The 22765-nt window shown below is 64.0% G+C and carries 22 protein-coding genes; 6 read left to right on the forward strand and 16 right to left on the reverse strand.

Annotation, left to right across the window (positions count from 1 at the left end):
- Positions 1-334: 334 nt before the first annotated feature.
- From UP10_RS29070 to UP10_RS29090, 5 genes are all read right to left on the reverse strand, one after another.
- Entirely contained in the window at positions 335-2779 is a 2445-nt protein-coding gene (locus UP10_RS29070; protein WP_044590648.1) for a penicillin acylase family protein, read from the reverse strand.
- Positions 2780-2828: 49 nt separating this feature from the next.
- On the reverse strand, positions 2829-4331 hold the full coding sequence (glpK, locus tag UP10_RS29075) for a glycerol kinase GlpK (RefSeq protein ID WP_044590649.1): 1503 nt from the start codon (positions 4329-4331) through the stop codon (positions 2829-2831).
- 246 nt (positions 4332-4577) lie between these two features.
- Positions 4578-5612 (reverse strand): SGNH/GDSL hydrolase family protein, encoded by a 1035-nt coding sequence (locus UP10_RS29080; protein WP_044590650.1) that lies wholly within the window; start codon positions 5610-5612, stop codon positions 4578-4580.
- A 14-nt stretch (positions 5613-5626) separates the two neighbouring features.
- On the reverse strand, positions 5627-6412 hold the full coding sequence (locus UP10_RS29085; protein WP_044590858.1) for an SGNH/GDSL hydrolase family protein: 786 nt from the start codon (positions 6410-6412) through the stop codon (positions 5627-5629).
- Positions 6413-6426: 14 nt separating this feature from the next.
- Positions 6427-7686 (reverse strand): OpgC domain-containing protein, encoded by a 1260-nt coding sequence (locus UP10_RS29090; protein ID WP_044590859.1) that lies wholly within the window; start codon positions 7684-7686, stop codon positions 6427-6429.
- A 231-nt stretch (positions 7687-7917) separates the two neighbouring features.
- Between UP10_RS29090 and apaG the strand changes: the two genes are divergently transcribed.
- The gene (gene apaG, locus UP10_RS29095; RefSeq protein ID WP_044541238.1) at positions 7918-8316 is read left to right on the forward strand and encodes a Co2+/Mg2+ efflux facilitator ApaG/CorD; all 399 of its coding nucleotides are present in this window, start codon (positions 7918-7920) and stop codon (positions 8314-8316) included.
- A 245-nt stretch (positions 8317-8561) separates the two neighbouring features.
- Positions 8562-8900: a hypothetical protein gene (locus UP10_RS29100; RefSeq protein WP_044590651.1), complete on the forward strand. Its 339-nt coding sequence runs from the start codon at positions 8562-8564 to the stop codon at positions 8898-8900.
- Positions 8901-9058: 158 nt separating this feature from the next.
- Here UP10_RS29100 and UP10_RS46010 read toward each other — a convergent pair whose 3' ends face one another.
- Positions 9059-9505 (reverse strand): DUF1488 family protein, encoded by a 447-nt coding sequence (locus UP10_RS46010; RefSeq protein WP_245321934.1) that lies wholly within the window; start codon positions 9503-9505, stop codon positions 9059-9061.
- 210 nt (positions 9506-9715) lie between these two features.
- On the opposite strand from UP10_RS46010, the gene UP10_RS29110 reads away from it, so the two are divergent.
- The 3 genes from UP10_RS29110 (at position 9716) to UP10_RS29120 (ending at position 11284) form a co-directional block, all read left to right on the forward strand.
- Positions 9716-10099, forward strand: coding sequence for a response regulator (locus UP10_RS29110; RefSeq protein ID WP_044541236.1), 384 nt, complete (start codon positions 9716-9718; stop codon positions 10097-10099).
- Positions 10100-10204: 105 nt separating this feature from the next.
- Positions 10205-10984, forward strand: a complete 780-nt coding sequence (locus UP10_RS29115; RefSeq protein ID WP_044590860.1) for a sensor histidine kinase — start codon at positions 10205-10207, stop codon at positions 10982-10984.
- Between the two features lie 72 nt (positions 10985-11056).
- Positions 11057-11284 (forward strand): hypothetical protein, encoded by a 228-nt coding sequence (locus UP10_RS29120; RefSeq protein WP_044541235.1) that lies wholly within the window; start codon positions 11057-11059, stop codon positions 11282-11284.
- A 150-nt stretch (positions 11285-11434) separates the two neighbouring features.
- Here the strand turns inward: UP10_RS29120 and UP10_RS29125 are convergent, their stop codons facing one another.
- The 3 genes from UP10_RS29125 to UP10_RS29135 form a co-directional block, all read right to left on the reverse strand.
- Positions 11435-12448 carry an Hsp33 family molecular chaperone gene (locus tag UP10_RS29125; RefSeq protein WP_044590652.1) on the reverse strand — a complete coding sequence of 338 codons (1014 nt, stop codon included), beginning with the start codon at positions 12446-12448 and terminating at the stop codon, positions 11435-11437.
- A gap of 183 nt (positions 12449-12631) precedes the next feature.
- A complete protein-coding gene (argF, locus tag UP10_RS29130; protein WP_044590653.1) occupies positions 12632-13558 on the reverse strand; it encodes an ornithine carbamoyltransferase in 927 nt (308 codons plus the stop codon).
- Positions 13558-14766: an aspartate aminotransferase family protein gene (locus UP10_RS29135; RefSeq protein ID WP_044590861.1), complete on the reverse strand. Its 1209-nt coding sequence runs from the start codon at positions 14764-14766 to the stop codon at positions 13558-13560. The genes argF and UP10_RS29135 overlap by 1 nt, the downstream gene beginning before the upstream one ends.
- 482 nt (positions 14767-15248) lie before the next feature.
- On the opposite strand from UP10_RS29135, the gene UP10_RS29140 reads away from it, so the two are divergent.
- Positions 15249-15758: a GcrA family cell cycle regulator gene (locus UP10_RS29140; RefSeq protein WP_044590862.1), complete on the forward strand. Its 510-nt coding sequence runs from the start codon at positions 15249-15251 to the stop codon at positions 15756-15758.
- A gap of 166 nt (positions 15759-15924) precedes the next feature.
- Here the strand turns inward: UP10_RS29140 and phoB are convergent, their stop codons facing one another.
- The 7 genes from phoB to UP10_RS29175 all read right to left on the reverse strand — a co-directional run bounded on the left by phoB (position 15925) and on the right by UP10_RS29175 (position 22738).
- Positions 15925-16635: a phosphate regulon transcriptional regulator PhoB gene (gene phoB, locus UP10_RS29145; protein WP_044541087.1), complete on the reverse strand. Its 711-nt coding sequence runs from the start codon at positions 16633-16635 to the stop codon at positions 15925-15927.
- A gap of 53 nt (positions 16636-16688) precedes the next feature.
- Positions 16689-17405, reverse strand: a complete 717-nt coding sequence (gene phoU / locus UP10_RS29150; protein WP_044541086.1) for a phosphate signaling complex protein PhoU — start codon at positions 17403-17405, stop codon at positions 16689-16691.
- Positions 17406-17416: 11 nt separating this feature from the next.
- Entirely contained in the window at positions 17417-18238 is an 822-nt protein-coding gene (pstB, locus tag UP10_RS29155) for a phosphate ABC transporter ATP-binding protein PstB (RefSeq protein ID WP_044590654.1), read from the reverse strand.
- Complete coding sequence (gene pstA, locus UP10_RS29160) at positions 18235-19080, reverse strand: phosphate ABC transporter permease PstA (RefSeq protein ID WP_044590655.1); 846 nt, start codon at positions 19078-19080, stop codon at positions 18235-18237. The genes pstB and pstA overlap by 4 nt, the downstream gene beginning before the upstream one ends.
- A 4-nt stretch (positions 19081-19084) precedes the next feature.
- Positions 19085-20074 carry a phosphate ABC transporter permease subunit PstC gene (gene pstC / locus UP10_RS29165; RefSeq protein ID WP_044590656.1) on the reverse strand — a complete coding sequence of 330 codons (990 nt, stop codon included), beginning with the start codon at positions 20072-20074 and terminating at the stop codon, positions 19085-19087.
- A 213-nt stretch (positions 20075-20287) separates the two neighbouring features.
- A complete protein-coding gene (gene pstS, locus UP10_RS29170; RefSeq protein WP_044541082.1) occupies positions 20288-21298 on the reverse strand; it encodes a phosphate ABC transporter substrate-binding protein PstS in 1011 nt (336 codons plus the stop codon).
- 135 nt (positions 21299-21433) lie between these two features.
- Positions 21434-22738, reverse strand: coding sequence for an ATP-binding protein (locus UP10_RS29175; RefSeq protein ID WP_044590657.1), 1305 nt, complete (start codon positions 22736-22738; stop codon positions 21434-21436).
- Positions 22739-22765: the final 27 nt, after the last annotated feature.

Below are 22765 nucleotides of genomic sequence, written 5' to 3' on the forward strand. Positions count from 1 at the left end.
ATGGGAGCCGTCGCCTAACAGATTGGCCGGCCGGCGGGTTCGCCCACCGGCCGACCCGGAAGCTGCAAGAGCAGATGGAGCAATCGGTCGATCAACGATGCGAGACAGTCCGTGGGACCCATTGGCCGTCAACAGGTCGCGGGGTTGTTTGGAGCTCGCGTCGCGCAACCCATCTTGGCCAGCGATCAATGTGCGTCGCATCAACAGGCCGGACATATGGATGCAAGCGTTCCGATCTACTCACAAAGCTCTTGTGCCACGGGGGCCGTCCACATATGGGTCCCGGCCTTCGCCGGGACGACAGCGGAGTTTTTGGCAAGCGGCGGCGCCCCTCTCACCGCGGCGTCAGCGTGATCGCCTCTGCGGTGGCGGCTTCGACGGCGCTGCGGCTGTAGAGCAGCGGGACGTATTGGCCGGTCGCCCACAGTGGCGCGAGGTCGCGATAGTGGCCGCTGAAGGGATCGCCGGATTGGCCTGGTGTGTTGATGGTGCGGCTTGCATCCCACTGCCCGACATCGAGCACCATGCGGAACGAGGCGCCGCCAATGAGATGATAGTCGGAGCGGCGGTAATTGGCCGCACGCGGCACGTTGGCGGCGCCGCCATACGCGAGCGGGCCGACCAACATCTGCGCCGCGGTCGCCTTATCGGCCAGCGGCATCAGCGCGTGATCGAATTGTGCCACATGCAAACGGCCCCAGCGCCAGGTCGATGCATCGGGCCCGAGTTTTGACGTCACGTCGGCAACCGCCTCGCCGAGGCTGTCACGCAGCACGCGGTCGCGCTCTGCTGCTGGATTACTGCCCAGCGCTGCGTCAGGCTTTTCGAGGTAGCCGACAATGGCCGAGATGCTGGAGGCTTCCGGCGCGATCAGGTCAGCAGCCTTCGGCGCCGCGGTCTTCAGCAGCACCGGGCCGAGGTGATTTGCGATCCAGACCTCGTAGACCGCAGCCGCGGCACTATCGGCGGTGTCGCGCGCGTCCCACGCCTTCAACAAATCGAGGGCCTTCTTGACGTTGGCATCGTCTGAGGCGAGCGGCTGGAGCAGTGCGACCAGCCGGCGTCCGATCATGCCGGTGTCGTCGTTCTGCAAATCCATCGCGACTGATAAAGTCACCTTGCTGTTGGCCTGCAGCACCTCGGTGATGCGCTGCCAGCGCGCGCTGTCGGACCATTCGAAGCCGACCCGGCGCTCGTTGACGGGATAGTCGGCCGGCAGGTTCATCTGGTTGGCGGTGGCGATAAAGCCCTGCTTCGGCCGATAGGCCTTCGGCAGTTCGTCGAGCGACAGAAAGCCCTGCCACTCGTAGCGGCCGTCGCCGGGCACCGGCATCAGGCCGTCGAAATTGAGCCGGCGCGGCGTCTTGCCGGCGGCGATCCAGCCGATATTGCCTGACGTGTCGGCATAGACCTGGTTCTCCGACGGCGCGCCCCAGCGGCGCATCGCGGCGAGAAAGCCGTTCCAGCTCTTCGCCGTCATGTAATCGGCCGAGCCGAAATAGGCTGAGGTGCCGGCCTCGAACCAGATCGAGCGCACCGCGAAGGCGCGCTTGTTGGCCTCGTCGACATAGATCACCGGGCCATGGCGGGTAAATTTCAGCTCGAGGTCGCGGTTCGCCTCGCCCTTCACCTCCTCCTTCTCGTGGACGATGCGCATGTCTTCCCAGCCGGAGCCGTAGCGGTACTGGTTCGGGTTGGCGGGATTGAGCTCGTAGACGTAGAGATCTTCCTGGTCGACGTTGAAGATGGTCAGGCCGAACGCGATGGTGTCGTTGTGGCCGATCGAGATGCCGGGCAGCGCGGGTTCGCCGGCGCCGATCACGGAGATGCCGGGCGCGTTGAGGCCGACGATATAACGCAGCGACGGCACACTGTGTTCGCGATGCGGATCGTTGGCGAGGATCGGCCGTCCCGTGGCGGTGCGCGATGCCGCGATCACCCAATTGTTGGAGCCGATGGTGTCGCGCTGCTGGTCGGCCTCGGCCAGGAATTTATCGGGATCATGCGCCAGCGCGTCCTTCTGGTCCTTTGGTGCGGCGAAGGCGACCGGGCGCGTGGCGAGGTCGTAGGCGGCGAGGACTTCCTTCGGCACGCTGCAGGGATCGAGCCCATCGGGGATTTTCGTGGACCAGGCCGGCTCCAGCTTGACGCGGAAGCGGTCAGCATCGAGGCCGGCGGCACAGGCGACCAGCGCGCGCTTCACCTCAGACGCAACGTTGCGCGTCAGGCCGTGGCTGCGAACGCGGACGACATCCTCGGCCGACCACAGATCGGGCATGGTCCCTGCGATCCTGAACTCGATCGGCAGCGGGCGCTTGCCCGCCCTGACATCGGCGACATAGGCGTTGACGCCGGCGGCGAAGGCTTCCGCATAGGTTTTCGCCTTCGGGCCGTAGGCAGCCCATTCCGCGTTCATCTCGCCGCGATAAAGAAACAGCCGCAGCGCCTTGTCCTGCTCGGCATAGGCGGGGCCGAAATCCTTCGCCAGCAGGCCCAGTCCCCGCTTGCGCCAGAGATCGATCTGCCAGAGCCGGTCGCGCGCGGCGTTAAAACCTTGCAGGAAGAACAGGTCGTGCTCGTTGCCGGCATAGATGTGCGGGATGCCCCAAACGTCGACCAGGATCTGGCCCGGCGCCTTCAGCCCGGCGACGTCGGTCTTGACCTGGCGCGCGGCGGAGAGCGCGTTCTCCTTGTCGCGCGCCATGGCGGCTGAGGTCAGCAGCGCGGCGGCGATCGCGGTAGCAAGCAGTTTAGTGACCCGGTTGAAATCCGTGTTCATTGTCCTCTCCAATTTTTTGTTGTTGTCGAAACGCGCGATGGACTGCGCGCTATTCCCCCTCGTCGCTTGCCAGCACGCCCTTCACCGCGCGCCCCCATCCCGCAAGCTTGCGGTCGCGCGTCGCCTGACTCATCGCCGGCTTGAAGCGGTGTTCGAGCCGCCAATTGTCGGCGAATTTCGCCGGCTCCGGATAGACCCCCGCCTCGAGGCCGGCGAGATAGGCCGCGCCCAGCGCCGTGGTCTCCTGGATCATCGGGCGATCGACGGGGGCGTTGAGCAAATCCGCAAGGCGCTGCATGGTCCAGTCCGATGCGGTCATGCCGCCGTCGACGCGCAGCACGGTGTTGGCGGCATTGGCCTCCGGCCAGTCGGTGCGCATCGCAGCCCAGAGATCGAAGGTCTGGTAGCAGACGCTCTCCAGCACGGCATGCGCCAGCTCGGCAGGGCCGGTGTTGCGGGTGAGGCCGAACAGCGCGCCGCGCACGCGCGGATTCCAGTAGGGCGCGCCGAGGCCGACGAAGGCCGGCACCAGATAGACGCTCTGCATGCTGTCGGACTTGTCAGCAAGAGGTCCGGTCTCGGCGGCTTTCTTGATGATGCCGAGCCCGTCGCGCAGCCACTGCACGGCACTTCCGGCGACGAAGATCGAGCCTTCGAGCGCGTAGGTGCGCTGTCCGTTAAGCTGATAGGCAATCGTGGTGAGCAGCTTGTGCTTCGAGGCCACCGGCGTGGTGCCGGTGTTGAGCAGCGCGAAGCAGCCGGTGCCGTAGGTCGACTTCATCATGCCGGGCTCGAAGCAGGCCTGGCCGATGATCGCGGCCTGCTGGTCGCCGGCGATGCCCGAGATCGCGATCGGGCCGCCGAACAGATCGGCGGTGCTCTCGCCGAAGCGGGCCGAGGAATCCTTCACCTCGGGCAGCATCGAGCGCGGCACGCGCAGCAGGTTTGCCAGCTCATCGTCCCATTCGCCGCTGTGGATGTTGAACAGCAGCGTGCGCGAAGCGTTGGTGGCATCTGTCGCGTGCACCTTGCCGCCGGTGAGCCGCCACAGCAGATAGCAATCGACGGTGCCGAACAATAATTCGCCGCGCTCGGCGCGCTCGCGGGCGCCCGGCACGTGATCGAGGATCCATGCCACTTTGGTGCCGGAGAAATAGGGATCGACGATCAATCCTGTTTTAGCCGATATCGCGGGCTGATGGCCTTCGGCCTTGAGCCTGGCGCAGATGTCGGCGGTGCGGCGGTCCTGCCAGACGATGGCGCGGTGCACGGCCTGGCCGGTGGCGCGGTCCCACACCACGGTGGTCTCGCGCTGGTTGGTGATACCGATCGCGGCGATGTCCCTGGCCTTCAGGCCGGCCTTCTCCAGCGCCTCGCGGCACACCATGATGGTCGAGGTCCAGATGTCCTCCGGCTCGTGCTCGACCCAGCCGGAGGCCGGGAAATGCTGTGGAAATTCCTGCTGCGCAACCGCGGCGATGGAGATGTCGCTGCGGAATACCATGGCGCGCGACGATGTGGTGCCCTGATCGATAGCCAGCACGAAAGACATGAGCGTTCCCTGAAGCTTCGTCCCGAAGGTGGTTGTTTCGGGGCCAAAGGAGCGGATTACCGCGGCAACGTCAAGCTGGGGCGAGGGTACAGCGTTAGACCCGTCATCCTGAGAGTTCGTGAACCTATGCAGCCCCGTCATTGCGAAGAGCGACAGCGACGAAGCAATCCATGTATCCGCGCTTGCGGGCCGATGGATTGCTTCGCTTCGCTCGCAATGACGGCTGGACCGGGTGGCCAGAGCCGATCACATCGGCCGATAGGTCCGCACATCGGCCGGCACGTTGACGCCGGCTCGGACCTGGCCGACCGAGCGGATGATGTCGTCGCCGAGCAGTTGCGCGAAGCAGGCATAGCCCCAGTCGTTCATGTGGAGGCCGTCGGCGATGACGAAATCGTTGATCGGGATCGCCTGCCGCTCGTGCCAGTCGCGCATCACCTCGAAGCGCGGGAAGATGCCGACGTGACGAAGTGCTGCGATGCGGCTGAGCAGCTTGACCATGCCCCGCGCGCTCTCGGGCCGTTCGGTGACGCGCGGCGAATATTGCGGATCGACCAGCACGATGTCGGAGCCCGCGGCCTGGATACGCGCCACGCCGTCCTCGACCTGCTTGCCGGTTTCGCCGGGATCGAGGTTGCGCAGCACCGCATTGGTGCCAACCTGCCAGATCACCAGATCAGGATGCACGTCGATCACCTCCGACTGCAGCCGCTTCATCATCTCGGGCGCGTCGTCGCCGCCCTTGCCGCGATTGAGCACGGTGATGTCGGCGGACGGATACTGGCGGCGCAATTGCGTGTCGAGCCGGTTGGGATAGGTGAATTCCGGCGACGTCGAACCGTAACCTTGCGTCGAGGACGATCCGAACGCCACAATCACGACCGGCTTGCCCGCGGCGAGTTTGGCCGCGACATGCGGCAGCGAACCCATCGTGTCCGGCACGCCCTTGGGCTGCAGGCAAGGCACACGGTGGAAGATGTCGCCGGCGGCTTTCGCGACCTGCTTCACCTTATCGACGGCCCTCGCCGTCGCGCTGCGCTGGTCGACGGGCATGGCCGGATTGGTCGCGGCCGTAGATGTGGCTGACGTTGCGGCTGCAGGCGTGGCCGGATCGGGCTTCGCGGACTCGGCCCGTGCGCCGGGCGAGAGCGCCGCATGCTGGTCCGGCTGCGCGGTCTGCGCACAGAGCGGCGCGATCGGCGCTGAGGTCAGCAGCACGAGCGCCGCAACGGCGGACACGCTTCGCCAGCAGGTTCGGCGAAAAGGGGCGGCAAAACTCATCAACTCTGCTTCCTTTAATTCTGCTGCGCGGGGCCCAGATGGGCCGCATCGATCACAAATTTCGACAGCGCGCGGCCGAGACAGGCATGCACTTGCTGCGCCAGATCGACACCATGCGAGGTGCTGAACAGGTCGAAATATCCCGCATCGCTCCATTGCTTCATGATCGCGAACCGGTCGAACAGCGGGACATCGTGCTGCTGCGCCACCACCCGCATATTGTCGAGATAGGGCGGCGCAGAGATCATCGTCTCGGTACGTGGGCTGTACTGCAGATTAACCAAAACCACGTCGACCCCAGCGTTCCGCAACGCAACAACTCCGTCGTTGATGGCACCGCGGAAATCGTCGGGATCAATTGATCGCATAGCATCGACTGTGCCGGTCTGCCAGATAACCAAAGTAGGCTTTTTTGCTTCAACAAGCTTAACCAGGGTGCCGCCGGTCTCGTCGGCCGTGCTCTTTGCCTGTAATTCTACGGATAAATTGATCGTCGCGGACGGCAGCGCCGCCTGCAGGGCGGCCTGCAGCTTGGCCGGGTAGGCGCTCGTCTCATTCGAAGGGATGCTGGAGGAGCGGCTGCCCACCACCAGCACGTTCAACGGCTGTGCGGCCTTGACGGCCTCGGTGACCTTCGGAAGCGAGCTCTCGCTGGAGAGGAGATAGGCGGGCACGTCGCAGGGCGGCTCGGCCGTGTCCTCGGCACGCGCCGGGGCGGCCGCCAGCAAGGCGGCAAGCAGCGTCAGGCCAAATATCTGCAGGCCAACCTTCTTTAGGCCAACCTTCTTCAGGCCAAGCATCGTCCGTGCGGACTTCATGCTCCCCCTCCCGCCAGATCGGCGTTGCCGCCGGTGCTTTTTGTTCGCGAGGCACCTTTGTCGGCGGAGTGCTTGTACCACGAAATGATCCACGCCATGCCCCACATGATCAGGATGCCGGAGACGCTGATCAATGCGTGCAGTGCGGCACCACCGGAGACTTCAGCGAGCACGAAATGTCCGGCAAAGGCGAGGAAGACACCGAGGCAGAATATCTCAAGCGAATGCTGGCCGCACAGGATCAAAGGTCGCAACCAGGGCGATTTCAACCCCGGCCAATCCCGGGGCAGGAAGCGCACGGTGAGGGCTGCGAGCGCCAGGAAGTGCGCGAAACGCAACACGTCAAGGTCGGTCTTGTTGATCGGATACATCCACTGCTCGATGACCTTGGGCATGATGTGGCCGAGCTGCGGCACGTACCAGGTCAGCGTCACGAAGAACGCCGCGACCAGATAGACGATGCAGATCCACATCGTGACCGGCGATGACAGGATACGCGACATCCGCCGCGCGCCGCCGAGCGCGCACCAGGCGCCGAACACGAACAGCAATTGCCAGGCGAACGGGTTGAACGCCCAGAAACCGTTCGGATAGGCCGAGAGATAGAGGTCGAACTGCCAGGTCAGCGCATAGAGCAAGACCGACAGCCCCAGCGTGACGTCGGGCTTCCATTTCATCAGCCAAAGGATCAGCGGCAGGAACAGCATCAGTACGATGTAGAGCGGCAGCACGTCCATGTTGACCGGGCGGAAGCGCAGCAGCAACGCCTGGACGATGGTCACGTCGGGCTGCTTGAGGAAATCCATGATCCCCATCTCTTCGGTGTAGAGCGGGTTCTCGAACGAGGTCGCGACATAGGAGATCTCGGCGAGGAAGATCGTGAACAGGAAGACGTGCGCGACATAGATCTGCCAGACCCGGCGCAGGATCCGCGCGGTCGCGATCACGAAGCCGGCCTCCAGCATCGCCCGGCCGTAGACGAAAGCCGCGGTGTAGCCGGAGATGAAGATGAAGATCTCGGTGGCGTCGGAGAAGCCGTAGTTGCGGAGCGTCAGCCAGGTCAGCAGGTTTGCCGGCAAATGGTCGATGAAGATCAGCCACAGCGCGAGCCCACGGAACAGGTCGAGCCGCAATTCGCGCTCGCCGGCCGCCGGCAGCGTAATCGCCGGCGCCGCCGCCCGGATCTTTGCTGCCTCGGCCTTCGCCTTGGCGTCAGCCACCGGCGAACCGGCTATGGGATCGGCAATCGAACTCATCAAGCACCGTGTGGCCGCGGGAGGTGCGCGCCGCCCGGAATCGATAATATCGGTCCGCGACTTGCGGACAAAGCACTGAAAACGGCGGCACGCGGTCGCGCCTTAGAACGGAACTATGTTGAAACCGCGATGAAATCGGCCCGGACCGGGTTTTCACTGCCTCGCCAACCGATTGGTTCCGGCAGATCAATTCGATATGATGCAGTCATGAAGACCATCGGAATGAGCCGCATGTACCGCGCTGTTACCCGCCAGATCGAAGTCACCGTCGAGCCGAACTTCATGCCGGAGGAATCGTCGATCGAAAAGCGCGAATATTTCTGGTCCTACACCATCGTGATCACCAATTCCGGTTCGGAAACCGTCCAGTTGCGGACCCGGCACTGGATCATCACCGACGCCACCGGCCGCAGGCAGGAGGTGCGCGGGGAAGGCGTGATCGGCAAGCAGCCGGTGCTCGCCCCCGGCGAGCGCTTCGAATACACCTCGGGCGTGCCGCTGCCGACCGCCTCCGGCTTCATGACCGGCACCTATCAGATGGTCAGCGAGAGCGGCGAACGCTTCGAGATCGATGTGCCGACGTTTTCGCTGGATAGCCCGAGCCCGGACGGCAAAAGGGTGTTGAACTGACTGGGCGTGGCGTCGCCACGGATCGAACTCGCATAGCGGTCCTCAATCGGGTGAGACACGCTGACGCAGTGCGCTTGAACCCAACTCGTCATTCTTCGATGTGCCATATTCTTCGATGTGCCATGGCCCATCGGGGCGCTGCGACGCGGCCATCACGCGATCAATGGAATTCGCCGGTCGACACCTGGAACCAATGTCTCGCGAGACTCTTGGCTTCCTGACACAACCATTTTTGGAGGAGTATCTTGAAAAATTTTGCGATCTATCTGGCAGCCGGCGCAAGCGCTCTTGTCGTGACTGCCGCCACGGCTGCTTTCGCTGCCCCGCTTTCACCCCAGATCTCCATCGCGCCGGAGGGCAACATTCAAAACGTTCGCATGGTTTGCGATGAAACCGGCCGTTGCTGGCGCGACCGTGGTGAACGCCGCGTGATCCGCGACCCCGGTGATTCCTATGGATACGCGCCCCGCGAGCGTTATATCGAGCGTCGTGGCTATGAAGACCGCCGTGGCTATGACGATGGTGGTGGCATCGGCATCCGCGTCCCCGGCGTCAGCGTCGGAATCGGGACCGACCGCTACTGACGAAGGCCGAACGAGGTCAAAGGAAAAGCCGCGGAGAGATCCGCGGCTTTTCCTTTGGGAGAGCTGCCATCTCAGACAGAGTGAATCCAGCTTGCGGCGAACGCAACGCGGGCGCTCGATCTGCCAGATTGTCTCGCGTGATCCGAAAGGCTCTGGTTTCAGAAATTTGCGGCGACCAGATTGTACGAACCCCTGCTTCCGCGGACATAAATCCTGGCAGCGGCGGCACATATCGCATCACGGTTGGAATCGAAGGCGTTCAGAAATCCGGACTCATCGGGGCGTGCATCCGGTTGAATTCTCTTCAACGCGCCCTCGTCTATGAAGAATGAAGCCTCGATCGCGCTGTCGTGCCCCCAAAACCGCACGGCCCGCCGCGTTTGGTCGTATGAACGACTGTGATTTGGAAATTCGATCATGGTTGAGACCGTCAGGTTGTTGCCGTGGCTTGTCGTGACCCGCGTCGCGCGCGTCGAAGCGACGTGACGTTGGTCGATATCGGTCACAACATTTGGCGGCTTAAAGCTTCGCGCTTCCGCAAAGGGGATGCTGTAACAATACAGTTGCGCTGTGAAGCAAGTGGCTACTCCGGCATCGAACCACAAGCCCGCTCGAACCAGGCCGCGTTTCGGCCGGAATGCCTACACGCGAGTGACACGCAGAAGCATGCAATTCGCTGCCCTCGCGGCGGGCTTATTGTGTCAATGTTAAGCTGCCTTGGATCAAATGGGTGCTGAGATGCTTATTCCCAGTTCGGCCGCCTAAATTCCGGTCGATGGCAGTTTCGACACTCGAGCACCGTGAGCGCCGGTCTGATGGTACTTGATCATTCATCCATTCCAGCCGTCGTTCTGATTGTCGAAGACGAGATGATGCTGCGGATGAGCGCGGTCGACATGGTGGAATACGCCGGCTACACGCCGCTTGAGGCCCTGGACGCTGCCGAAGCCGTCGCCATCCTGGAATCCAGATCCGATATCGCGCTGATCTGCACCGACATCCAGATGCCCGGCAAAATGGACGGCATCGGGCTTGCGCATGCCGTGCATGCGCGGTGGCCGTCGATCAAGATCATCGTTGTATCCGGGCAAGCGAACCTGCCGAAGCTTGATCTTCCTCCGCACTGCAGGTTTTTCGGCAAGCCGCTCAATGCCGGGGAATTGATAGCCGGCATGCATGGCATGATCGGCCGGGCCTGATACGCGCGGTTTCAAGCTGATTGCAGCCTGAAACCGCCTTATTGCGGTAGAGCGCGTCTGCCGAACACTAGGTGCGGTATCCGACTCATGATGATACAGTGAATGATGATCGAAGCCGAATTCCGCACAATCCCGCGCCCCGCGAGCGTCACAGCATCGAATGAGGACGTTCTGGCGGCAGAGAATGTCAGCCTGCGGCTTCTGCTGGCGCAGGCCGAGATCAATGCAACGAGCTTGCTCGCCAAGGCCGGCATCGACGCCAGGGAGCGCGAGGCGTCCGATGAGCTGCAGAAGCTGATTCTCGAAGAGCTGCACCACCGCATCAAGAACACGCTCGCGACCGTTGGCGCGATCGTCTCCCAAAGCCTGCGTGAGCTGCCGGAGGCCAAGCCAGCGCAGCACGCCATCGAGGGCCGGCTATTGGCGCTCGGGCGGGCCCACGACCTGCTGCTGCAGGCAAGATGGAGCAGCGCGGATCTTGGCACCGTCGTCCGCGGCGCTGCTGAAGCTTTCATCGATCCGGATGAGCCGAAATTCTCGATTTCGGGACCCGCTGTCCGGATGGCGTCGGGCGCCGTCATCGCCATCGCAATGACGCTCAACGAGCTTTGCACGAACGCCACGAAGTTCGGCGCGCTGTCGGTCCCGGACGGGCGCGTCGACATCAGCTGGACGCTGGACCAGGCGGCGCAGCGCCTGCGCCTGACCTGGACCGAGAAGAACGGTGCGGCGGTCCGCCCTCCCGAAAGGCGCAGCTTCGGGACACGGCTGATCGAAACGCTCGGTAAGCAGCTCCGCGGCGACGTCCAGCTGAGCTATGAGCCCACCGGTTTCGTGTACGCATTCGATGTGCCAATGACTTCTCTGACGTCGTCGACGGCATAGCCTGTTCGTGCGAGAACCCTTGCCGACGGCGTTTCACAGACTGAGTCGAAGTAGATCTAGAAGGATCCCATGATGAAGAAAACCCTGCTCACTATTGACGAACCGGAACCGAGGAAAGTGATGCGCGCCGACCGGCCGCCCACCGAAGGTTTCGTGACCGTTGTCGACGGCCACTTCAAGTCGGAGTTTGACACTGTCGAGGCTGCTGAAACAGCCGGCCGAAAACTGAAGACGGCTTATCCGATGCTTCAGATCGAAATCTATGACGCCGCCAACAAGGCCCGTACCTTGCTGAGTTGACAGGCAAGCACCGACGGCACTGTCGACCATCAGACCGCGACGATGGGAATTGCCGAGCACGTCACCGAAAGTGGGCAAACGCCGGACGTCGCGAGCTGTGGCGCTTGCTGAGAGAACTGTTCGACGAACGCAGCGACACTGCGTTGCGGATCAGTTCCCCGCCTCCTCCACACCCGCTTCCTGCGGCGTAAAGTCGTAGACCGACGAGCAGAACTCGCAGGTCACGACGACCTTGCCGTCCTTGACCATGTCGGCGCGGTCGTTCGGCGCAAAACTGTTCAGCATCGCGGAGACGGCGTTGCGCGAGCAGGAGCACTGCGCGCGCAGCGGTTGCGGGGTGAAGACGCGGACACCGCGTTCGTGAAACAGCCGGTACAGCAGCCGCTCGCCGGAGAGACCAGGGTCGATCAGCTCGACATCCTCGACGGTTGAGATCAGCGACTGTCCTTCGACCCAGGCGTCGTCGTCGGGTACAGAATGCGTGACCGTGCCCTCCGGCGCGTCGCCGGGATGCATATCCGCCTGCTTGGCGCGCTCGGGTGCCTTGGGCAGGAATTGCAGCAGAATGCCGCCGGCACGCCAGTGGTGCTTGCCGCCCTCGCCGCCGCGCATCTCCTCGCCGACCGCCAGACGCACCCGCGTCGGAATCTGTTCCGAGCGAAGGAAATACTCATGGGCGGCCTCTTCCAGGCTGCCGCCGTCGAGCGCGACCAGTCCCTGGTAGCGGCTCATCTCCGCGCCCTGGTCGATGGTCATGGCCAGATGGCCCTTGCCGAGCAGCTCGCCCGAACTCTGGCCGGCCTTGAGCTGGCCCGCGTCGTAGCGCGCATAGGCGCGCAGCCGGTCGGGGGCCTGGAAATCGACGATCAGCAGCGAGACCGGACCGTCAGTCCGGGTCTGCAGGATGAAGCGCCCCTCGAACTTCACGGTCGAGCCGAGCAGCGTCGTCAGCACGATGGCTTCGCCGAGCAGCTTGCCGACCGGCGGCGGGTAATCGTGTTTGTGCAGGATCTCGTCGAGCGCGGGGCCGAGGCGGGTCAGCCGTCCGCGCAGGTCGAGCGCGCCGACCTCAAAGGCCAGCACCGCGTCATCAACGGGAATGGCCGACGGCGCGCGGATCGGCGCCTCAGCCGGGATTTTGATGTCAGAGGATTGTGAAACCATGGCGTTTTATCTGGGGTCTCGAACGATGAAATAAAGGGGTTGTTGTCGTCCCTGCGAACGCAGGGACCCATAACCACAGGAGCTTGTTTTGACTCAAGGCGTCTCTCCTTGTGCCTCTTTCACAGGCCGCCGCGTATGGGTCCCGGCTCGCGCCACGCTTGGCCGGGACGACAATTGTGGGCGCTACGCCACTGCGCCAAAACACCAGGCCAGAATGCCCTTCTGCGCATGCAGGCGGTTTTCCGCCTCATCGAATACGACGGATTGCGGGCCGTCGATCACCTCGTCGGTGACCTCCTCGCCGCGATGTGCCGGCAGGCAGTGCATGAACAGCGCGTCGGGCTTGGCAAGCTGCATCAGCTTGGCATTGACCTGATAGGGCTTAAGCACGTTGTGGCGGTGCTCGCCCTCCTTGTCGCCCATCGACACCCAGGTGTCGGTGACGACGCAGTCGGCGCCGTGCACCGCGGCCTCCGGATCGGTGCCGAGCACGATCGGCGCACCGGTCGCCTTGATCCAGTCGCGCATCGGCTTCTTCGGCGCGAGCTCCGGCGGCGTAGCGATGTTGAGGTTGAACTTGAAGCGCTCGGCAGCGTGGGCCCAGGAGGCCAGCACGTTGTTGTCGTCGCCGGTCCAGGCCACCGTCTTGCCTTCGATCGAGCCGCGATTTTCCTCGAAGGTCATCAGGTCGGCCATCACCTGGCAGGGATGCGAGCGGCGCGTCAGCCCGTTGATGACGGGAACGGTGGCGTGGGCGGCGAGCTCGAGCAGCGCATCGTGGTTGAGAATGCGGATCATGATCGCGTCGACATAGCGCGACAGCACGCGCGCGGTGTCGGCGATGGTCTCGCCGCGGCCGAGCTGCATCTCGGTGCCGGTCAGCATGATCGATTCACCGCCGAGCTGGCGCATGCCGACGTCGAACGACACCCGGGTGCGGGTCGACGGGCGCTCGAAGATCATCGCCAGGGTCTTGCCTTCGAGCGGCTTCCTGGGCTTCTCGTGCGCCTTCCGCGCCGCCTTCATGGCAGCGCCGGCCGAGAGCATGTTACGCAGCTCGGCAAGCGGCAGTTCGTCGATATCGAGGAAGTGTCGTACCGGCTTGCTCATCACCCGGCCGCCTTCTTCGGTAGCGCCGCCGACAGCGCAGCGCTGGCGCGCTCGAGGCTTGCGACCGCCAGGTCGAGTTCGGCCTCGGTGACGATCAGCGGTGCCAGGAACCGCACGACATTGTCACCGGCCCCGACGGTCAGCAGCTTCTCATTGCGCAGTGCGGCGACGAGATCGCCGGAGGGCACCACGGCCTTGACGCCGATCAGAAGGCCCTCGCCGCGTACGTCGGAGAGCACGCTGGGATAGCGGTCGACGACGGAGGCGAGCTTCTGCTTGAGCAGCAGCGACATCCGCTGCACGTGATCGAAGAAGCCGGGCTTGAGCATGACGTCGAGCACGGCGTTGGCCGCCGCCACCGCGAGCGGATTGCCGCCGAAGGTCGAGCCGTGCGAGCCCGGCGCCATACCTGCCGCGGCTTCCGCGCTTGCCAGCACCGCGCCGATCGGGAAGCCACCGCCGAGCGCCTTGGCGAGCGACATCACGTCGGGTGTGACGCCGGTGCGCTTGTAGGCGAACAGATCGCCGGTGCGGCCCATGCCGGTCTGCACCTCGTCGAACGCGAGCAGCAGGCCGTGCTCGTCGCAGAGCTGGCGCAACGCCTTGAAGAAGGCATGTGGCGCGGAGCGCACGCCGCCCTCGCCCTGCACCGGTTCGATCAGGATGCCAGCGGTGTGCGGTCCGATCGCCTTCTTGACGGCTTCGATGTCGCCGTGCGGCACCTGGTCGAAGCCGTCCATCGGCGGGCCAAAGCCCTCGAGGTATTTGGCCGAGCCGGTGGCGGCGAGCGTCCCCAGCGTGCGGCCATGGAAGGCGCCTTCGAAGGTGATGATGCGGTAGCGCTCGGGATGCCCCTTGGAGAAGTGATAATGGCGGACCAGCTTGATCACGCCCTCCATCGCCTCCGCGCCGGAATTGCAGAAGAACACGAAGTCGGCGAAGCTCTGCTCGCAAAGCCGCGCGGCGAGCTTCTCGCCGTCCGGGCTCTTGAACAGGTTCGACATGTGCCAGAGCTTCGTCGCCTGCTCCTGCAGCGCCGCGACCAGATGCGGGTGCGCGTGCCCAAGGGCGTTCACCGCGACACCGGAGGTGAAGTCGAGATAGCGGTCGCCATTGGTTGCGATCAACCAGGCGCCCTCACCGCGCTCGAAGCCGAGATCGACCCTGGCGAAGACGGGAAGCAGATGCGACGCTGCGCTGTTGGTCATGACCATCACTGACGGGTTTGAGGCCGACAATTGCCGCGCGCCTTGACGCCAACACGACAACAGCCAGCTTCGGAAAACAAAACGTGCCGCCTTTTCGGGCGGCACGTACGGGCATTCTATGCTGCGGGCAGTAACTGTCAATCGCCGGAAGCGGCCTTCCTGCGGTCCGAATCGAGCGCAATCCGGAGCATTCCGGTGCGGTGGAAAAGTGGAATTGCAATGCATAAGTGTGGGAACATGTGGACGCGCGACCGCGGACTCTTGCGCCAGAGTCACGCCATATTGTAGCGTTTGGGCTGTCGGGTACGACATCTCGTGCGGTAGTACTGGACCCCTTAAGTAGCCTTTCGTTCTGCGTAGACGTTCGGGCGCATAGGCGTGCCCGGCGAGGGCCAAGGGATTCTGACCGCAGGAGTTTTTCGAGATTTGGCTCGCAGCACCGCTCCAAGGATTGGCCGGTGCTAGGCGAAGGGATGAATGTGATGACTGTATTGACCTGGTCCGACGATCGCGTCGAGCAGCTGAAGAAGCTCTGGGAATCCGGCCTGTCCGCCAGCCAGATCGCGGCGGAACTTGGCAATGTGACGCGAAATGCCGTGATCGGCAAAGTGCACCGGCTCGGCCTGTCCGGCCGTGCCAAGGCGCCTTCCGCGGCCGCGCCGCGGCAACGCAAGGCACGTCCGGCGCAGCATATGATGCGGGTGGCGCGCCCGGTGTCGCGCGGCAACACCGCGCTGGCCCACGCCTTCGAGGTCGAGATGGAGGCCGATCCGGTCACCTACGACAACGTCGTGCCGATGAGCCAGCGGCTGTCGCTGCTCGAGCTGAACGAGGCAACCTGCCATTGGCCGGTCGGCGATCCGTCGAGCCCGGATTTCTTCTTCTGCGGCGGCAAGGCGCTCGGCGGCCTGCCCTATTGCGCACATCACTCGCGCATCGCCTACCAGCCGGCGAATGATCGCCGGCGGCCGGCGCCCAAGCCGACGCGGTAGGTAAGCCGACTCCATCCACGGCGTCATCCCGGCGAAAGCCGGGATCCATAACGACCGACGCGAGTGGTTGTGCCCCGCTGGGGCTCCAGCGTATTCCAACAATCAAGATTTGTGGTTATGGGCCCCGGCTTTCGCCGGGACGACAATTGTGAAAGCTCGCGCGGCCTTACTGCTGCGGCTCGGCCTTGGCAAAACGGTCATCCAGCGCGTAGCCCGCGCCGCGCACGGTGCGGATCGGATCCTGCTCGCGGCCCGGATTGAGCAGCTTGCGCAAACGGCCGATATGCACGTCGACGGTGCGCTCGTCGATATAGATGTCGCGGCCCCAGACGCTGTCGAGCAATTGCTCGCGGCTGAACACGCGGCCGGGATGCTCAAGGAAGAACTCGAGCAGCCGATACTCGGTCGGGCCGAGATCGATCGGCCGGCCGGAGCGCGCGACGCGGCGCTTCTCGCGATCGAGCTCGATGTCGCCATAGGTCAGCACGGTCGCAAGCCGCTCCGGGCTTGCCCGGCGCAGCAGGCCCTTCACCCGCGCCAACAGCTCCGGCACCGAGAACGGCTTGACGATGTAGTCGTCGGCGCCGGTGGCAAGGCCCCGTACCCGCTCGCTCTCCTCGCCGCGCGCGGTCAGCATGATGATCGGCAGCTGCTTGGTCTCGGGCCGCGCCCGCAGGCGGCGGCACAGTTCGATGCCGGAGAGGCCCGGCAGCATCCAGTCCAGCACCACGAGATCGGGAATGCGCTCCTTCAGCCGCGTGTCGGCGTCGTCGCCGCGGCCGACCGTCTCGACGTCATAGCCTTCCGCGTCGAGGTTGTAGCGCAACAACGTCGTCAGCGCTTCTTCGTCTTCGACCACCAGAATGCGTGCGCTCATCGCTTTGTGTTCTCTCTCTCTGTCTTGATCCGTTGCCCTGACGCGAACCGAAATTAACTGCCCGGAACCGTGGTGGCGAAATTGGTCATGTCGCCCTTCGGACGCTTGTCCATGATTTGCTGGCCTTCGATCATGTAGAAGACGGTTTCCGCGATGTTGGTGGCGTGGTCGCCGATCCGCTCGATGTTCTTGGCGCAGAACATCAGATGGATGCAGAACGAGATGTTGCGCGGATCTTCCATCATGTAGGTCAGCAGTTCGCGGAACAGCGAGGTGCAGATCGCGTCGACCTCCTCGTCGCCCTTCCAGACCGCCATCGCCGCCGGCAGATCGTGCGCCGCATAGGCGTCGAGCACCGACTTGACCTGCGACAGCACGAGATCGGTCATGTGCTCCAGGCCGCGGATCAGCTTGAGCGGCTGGAAATCGCTCTCCAGCGCCGCGACGCGCTTGCCCATGTTCTTGGCGAGGTCGCCGATCCGCTCGAGGTCGGTGGCCACGCGCATCGCGCCGACGATCTCGCGCAGATCAATCGCCATCGGCTGGCGGCGCGCGATGGTCAGAACCGCGCGTTCCTCGATGACGCGCTGCAGGCTGTCGATCTCGATGTCGGCGGCGACGACACGCTTGCCGAGCGCGACGTCGCGGCGGATCAACGCATCGACCGACTCGGTGATCATGCGCTCGACCAGGCCGCCCATCTCGGCGACCAGGCGGGTGAGTTCCTGCAGGTCGCTGTCGAACGCCTTGGCGGTATGTTCAGAAGCCATGTGTTATCTCCTCAACCGAACCGGCCGGTGATGTAATCCTGGGTACGTCGATCGCTCGGCGAGGTGAAGATCTTGTTGGTGTCGTCGAACTCGATCAGTTCGCCGAGATACATGAAGGCGGTCTTGTCGGAGACGCGCGCCGCCTGCTGCATGTTGTGGGTGACGATCGCGATCGTGTAGTCCTCGGACAGCTCCTGGATCAGCTCCTCGACCTTGGCGGTCGAGATCGGATCGAGCGCCGAGCACGGCTCGTCGAACAGGATCACTTCGGGCCGCACCGCAACCGTGCGCGCGATGCACAGGCGCTGCTGCTGGCCGCCGGAGAGCGAGAGGCCCGAGGCGTTCAGCTTGTCCTTGACCTCGTTCCACAGCGCGCCGCCGCGCAGCGCCTTCTCGACGCGGTCGTCCATCTCGGACTTCGAAATCTTCTCGTAGAGGCGGATGCCGAAGGCGATGTTCTCGTAGATCGTCATCGGGAACGGCGTCGGCTTCTGGAATACCATGCCGACCCGCGCGCGCAGCAGATTGAGGTCGAGCTTGGCGTCGAGGATGTTGGTCTGGTCCAGCATCAGCTGGCCGACGGCGCGCTGACCCGGATAGAGATCATACATCCGGTTGAAGATGCGCAGCAAAGTCGACTTGCCGCAGCCGGACGGGCCGATGAACGCGGTGACGCGGTTGGTGCCGAGCGTCAAATTGATGTTCTTCAGCGCGTGGTGCTCGCCGTAATAGAAATTGAGGTTGCGCACCGTGACCTTCGGCGGCGCATCCGGCAGCGGCGAATGCGGAGCAACATGGCTCGGGGGATTCGTCGAAACGGAGAGCTCGGTCATTTTGTGGCCCTTTCGGCACCGAGAATGCGCGCGCCGATATTGAGGGCGAGCACGGTGAAGGTGATGAGCAAAGCACCGCTCCAGGCCAACTCTTTCCAGTAGGCATAGGGGCTCTGCACGAAATTGTTGATGGTCACCGGGAGGTTGGCCATCGTCTTGGTCAGGTCGAGGCTGAAGAACTGGTTCGACAGCGCGGTGAACAGCAGCGGCGCGGTCTCGCCGGCGACGCGGGCGGTCGCCAGCAGCACACCGGTGATCAGACCCGATCGCGCGGCACGATAAGCGATCCGCTTGATCACCAGCGAGCGCGGCAGGCCGAGCGCGGAGGCCGCTTCGCGCAGCGGATTGGGCACCAGCAGCAGCATGTCCTCGGTGGTGCGCAGCACGACCGGGATCACGATGACCGCGAGCGCAAGGCAGCCCGCGAGCGCCGAGAAGCCGCGCATCGGCACCACGACGGCGCCATAGACGAACAGGCCGATGATGATCGAGGGCGCGCTGAGCAGGATGTCGTTGATGAAGCGGATCACCGAGGTGAGCCGGTCATTCTTGCCGTATTCGGCGAGATAGGTACCGGCGAACAGGCCGAGCGGCGCGCCGATGCCGACACCGATCACGGTCATGATGATCGAGCCGACGATGGCGTTGAGTAGGCCGCCGTCGGTCGAGCCGGGCGGCGGTGTGTTCTGGGTGAAGAGCTGAACGCTCAGGCCGGCAAGGCCGTTGTAGAGCAGCGTTGCCAGGATCAGCGCCAGCCAGGTGACACCGAACACCGCGGCGCCGAGACAAAGCAGGCGGACGATGACGTCGACGCGGCGGCGGGATTTGTAGATCGGGTTCATGGCGTCACTTCCCCGCCTTGGTTTCGAGCCGCATCAGCATCAGCCGCGCGCCGGCGAGCACGAAGAAGGTCAGCACGAACAATAGCAGGCCGAGCAGGATCAGGCCGGACTGATGGAGCCCGTCGCTCTCGGCGAATTCGGAGGCGATCGCCGCCGAGATCGTGGTGCCAGGTGCAAAGATCGACGACGAGATGCGGAACGAATTGCCGATGATGAAGGTCACCGCCATGGTCTCGCCGAGTGCGCGGCCGAGCGCCAGCATGACGCCGCCGATCACGCCAACCCGCGTGTAGGGGATCACGACGCTGCGGACCACTTCCCAGGTGGTGCAGCCCATGCCGTAGGCGGCTTCCTTCAGCACCGGCGGCACGGTCTTGAACACGTCGACCGAGATCGCGGTGATGAACGGCAGCACCATGATCGCGAGGATCAGCGCGGCGTTGAACAGGCTGAGATAGGACGGCGGACCTCCGAACACCGCACCGAGCACCGGCACGCCTTCGAAGATCCTGATCATGAACGGCTGGAAGTAGTTGGCGAGGAACGGGCCCAGCACGAAGAAGCCCCACATGCCGTAGATGATCGAGGGGATGCCGGCCAGCAGCTCGATCGCGATGCCGATCGGGCGGCGCAGCATTTGCGGGCAGAGCTCGGTCAGGAAGATGGCGATGCCGATGCCGACCGGAATCGCGATCAGCATCGCGATGATCGACGTGACGAGGGTGCCGTACATCGGACCGAGCGCGCCGAGCACCGGCGGATCGGCCGAGGGCGCCCAGCGCTGGGTCCACAGGAAGGCGAAGCCGTATTCCTTCATCGCCGGCCAGGCGCCGACAATCAGCGACAGAATGATGCCGCCGAGGATCAAGAGAACGGAAATCGCGGAGATGCGGGTGATCCAGTAGAAGGTGGCATCCCCGAGCCTGAAGGCGCTGAGGGCCTTGGCGCGATCGTAAGGTCCGGCAGCTTCCATCACATCGCTCTGAACAGCCATGTCTGCCACGCCAATTCCCTCTCTACTATGTGAAAGCTACGCAAACCGCTACGCCCCCGAAGCGATCTTCACTGGCGTTTTGGCCGGCGCCGTTCCGGCTGCGCCTGGTCGGGCGCGGGACCCTCGGCTCTTGTGGTGATGATGAGCCGTGGGTCTGGTCACTCGACCTGTGCCGCCCTTGAGGCGGCACAGGCGTGGTTCGAAGCGTTGAACTTAGCTCTTGATCTCGGCAGTCCAGGTCTTTTCGATCAGCTTGACGACCGGCTCCGGCATCGGGATGTAGTCGAGCTCTTCAGCCATCTTGCCACCCTTCTCGAAGGCGTATTTGAAGAACTTGATGGCTTCCTGCGAGGCCGCCTTGTCGGTCGCATCCTTGTGCATCAGGATGAAGGTCGCGGCGGTGATCGGCCAGGAGGCTTCGCCCGGCTGGTCGGTCAGGATCACGTAGTAGCCGGGAGCCTTGGCCCAGTCGGCGTTCGAAGCAGCGGCCTGGAAGGACGCAACGGTCGGCTGCACGGTCTTGCCGGCCTTGTTGATCAAGCCGGTGTAGGTCAGCTTGTTCTGCTTGGCGTAGGCATATTCGACATAGCCGATCGCGTTCTTGGTCTGGCTGATGTTGCCGGCAACGCCTTCGTTGCCCTTGGCGCCGACGCCGACAGGCCATTCGACCGCGGTGCCCGAACCGACCTTGGACTTCCAGTCGGCGTTCGACTTGGAGAGGTAGTCGGTGAAGTTGAAGGTGGTGCCCGAGCCGTCCGAACGGCGCACGACGGTGATGGCGTCGGTCGGCAGGGTCAGCTTCGGATTGAGCTTGGCGATCGCCGCGTCATTCCACTTGGTGATCTTGCCGAGATAGATGTCGCCGAGCACTTCGCCCGACAGGATCAGGTCGCCCGGCTTGATGCCTTCGAGGTTCACGACCGGCACGATCGCGCCCATCACCATCGGCCACTGAACCAGGCCATCCTTCTCGAGCTGCTCGGCCTTGAGCGGCGCGTCGCTGGCGCCGAAGGTCACGGTCTTGGCCTGGATCTGCTTGATGCCGGCGCCGGAGCCGATCGACTGGTAGTTCAGGCCATTGCCGGTGTCTTTCTTATAGGCGTCGGCCCATTTCGAGTAGATCGGGAACGGGAACGTCGCGCCCGCGCCGGTAATATCGGCAGCGAAGGCCGACGTCGAAGCGGCGACCAGGCCGGCAGCGACGATTGTCTTGATGAAATTCATGGGGTGGTCTCCATCTTGTGGGCGAAGCGCCAGTGCGCCCGATCGCGCCCACGCCGGTCCATCTAGGAGCGGTCGGTGCTGCTTTTACGAAGGTTAGATGACAGTTGGATGACACGCCCAAGCAGCTGAAACTGCTCAGCTTTGTGCCGGTACCGTGGTCTTCAGGCGGGGAAAACAGGCGGTAAAAGTAGCGCCGTTTTTCGGCACGCTTTCGATCAAAAGCCGGCCGCGATGACGGTTAAGAATATGTTTCACCAAGGATAATCCGAGGCCCGTACCGCCCTGGTTCCGGCTGTCGCCGACGTCCACCCGGTAGAACCGCTCGGTCAGCCGCGGCAGATGTTCCGGCGCGATGCCAGGGCCGAAATCCCTCACCATCACACGGACTTCCGGGCTTGCCTCGGTCTGCGCCGCCTGGCTTAGCGACACTATGACGCGGCCGCCGGAGGCACCGTATTTGAGCGCGTTCTCGATCAGGTTCTCGAACAGCCGCAGCAGTTCCTCGCGATCGCCGGCGATCGTGACCGGCCTCTCGGGCAGGTCGATCTCGATCTCGACCTGGCGCTCGCTGGCCAGCGCCTCGAGCCCGTCGGCGACCTGACGGATGATCGGCACGATATCGATCGAGGTTTCGGGCCGGACATGGGCCGAGAGCTCGACCCGGGACAGCGACAGCAGATCGTCGATCAGCCGCGCCATCCGGGTGGCCTGGCCGTGCATGATGCCGAGGAAGCGCTCGCGCGCCCGGACGTCGTCCCGGGCCGGCCCCTGCAGCGTATCGATGAAGCCGGACAGCGCGGCGAGGGGCGTGCGCAGCTCGTGGCTCGCATTGGCAACGAAGTCGGCGCGCATCTCCTCGACCCGCCGCAGCGGCGTCAGGTCGTGGAAGGTCATCAGCATGCACTTGTCGGTGCCGCCGAACTGCGTCGGCACCGGGACCGGCGTGATGACCAATTCCATCCAACGATCAACTGGCACGTGGTCGGTGTAAGTGGCGCGGCGCGGTTCGGTGGTCGCGATCGCCTCGCGCAGCGCCGTGATGATCTCGGGCGAACGCAGGGCAAATTGCGCCAGCTCGTTCTTGCGCAGCGCCGGCGCGAGCTCGGCCGCCGCGCTGTTGAGGTGGATGACGCGGCCGGCGCGATCCAGCAAGACGGCCGGATCCGGCATACCGGCGACAACGGCATTGACGGCAGCGGTCTCGACCGGATTGACGCCGCGGACATCCTCGCGCGACGTTGCGTTATCGTGCAGCCGCCATGGCACCAGGGCCGCAGCCGCGATGCAGGCGAACACCGCGCAGGCGCGCACTGGCGACAATTCGCCGAGCGCAACCACCACGCTGAGTGCAAGTGCCGCAGCCAAAAGGATGATGGCCGCGTGGCGCAGCCGGTCCGGCCACGGCGAGAACATCGATGAAGGCGAATCGTCAATAGCCATCGCGGCGGCCTTCTTCCCGTCGGTTCA

The organism is Bradyrhizobium sp. LTSPM299, from assembly GCF_000938235.1.
Lineage (GTDB): Bacteria > Pseudomonadota > Alphaproteobacteria > Rhizobiales > Xanthobacteraceae > Bradyrhizobium.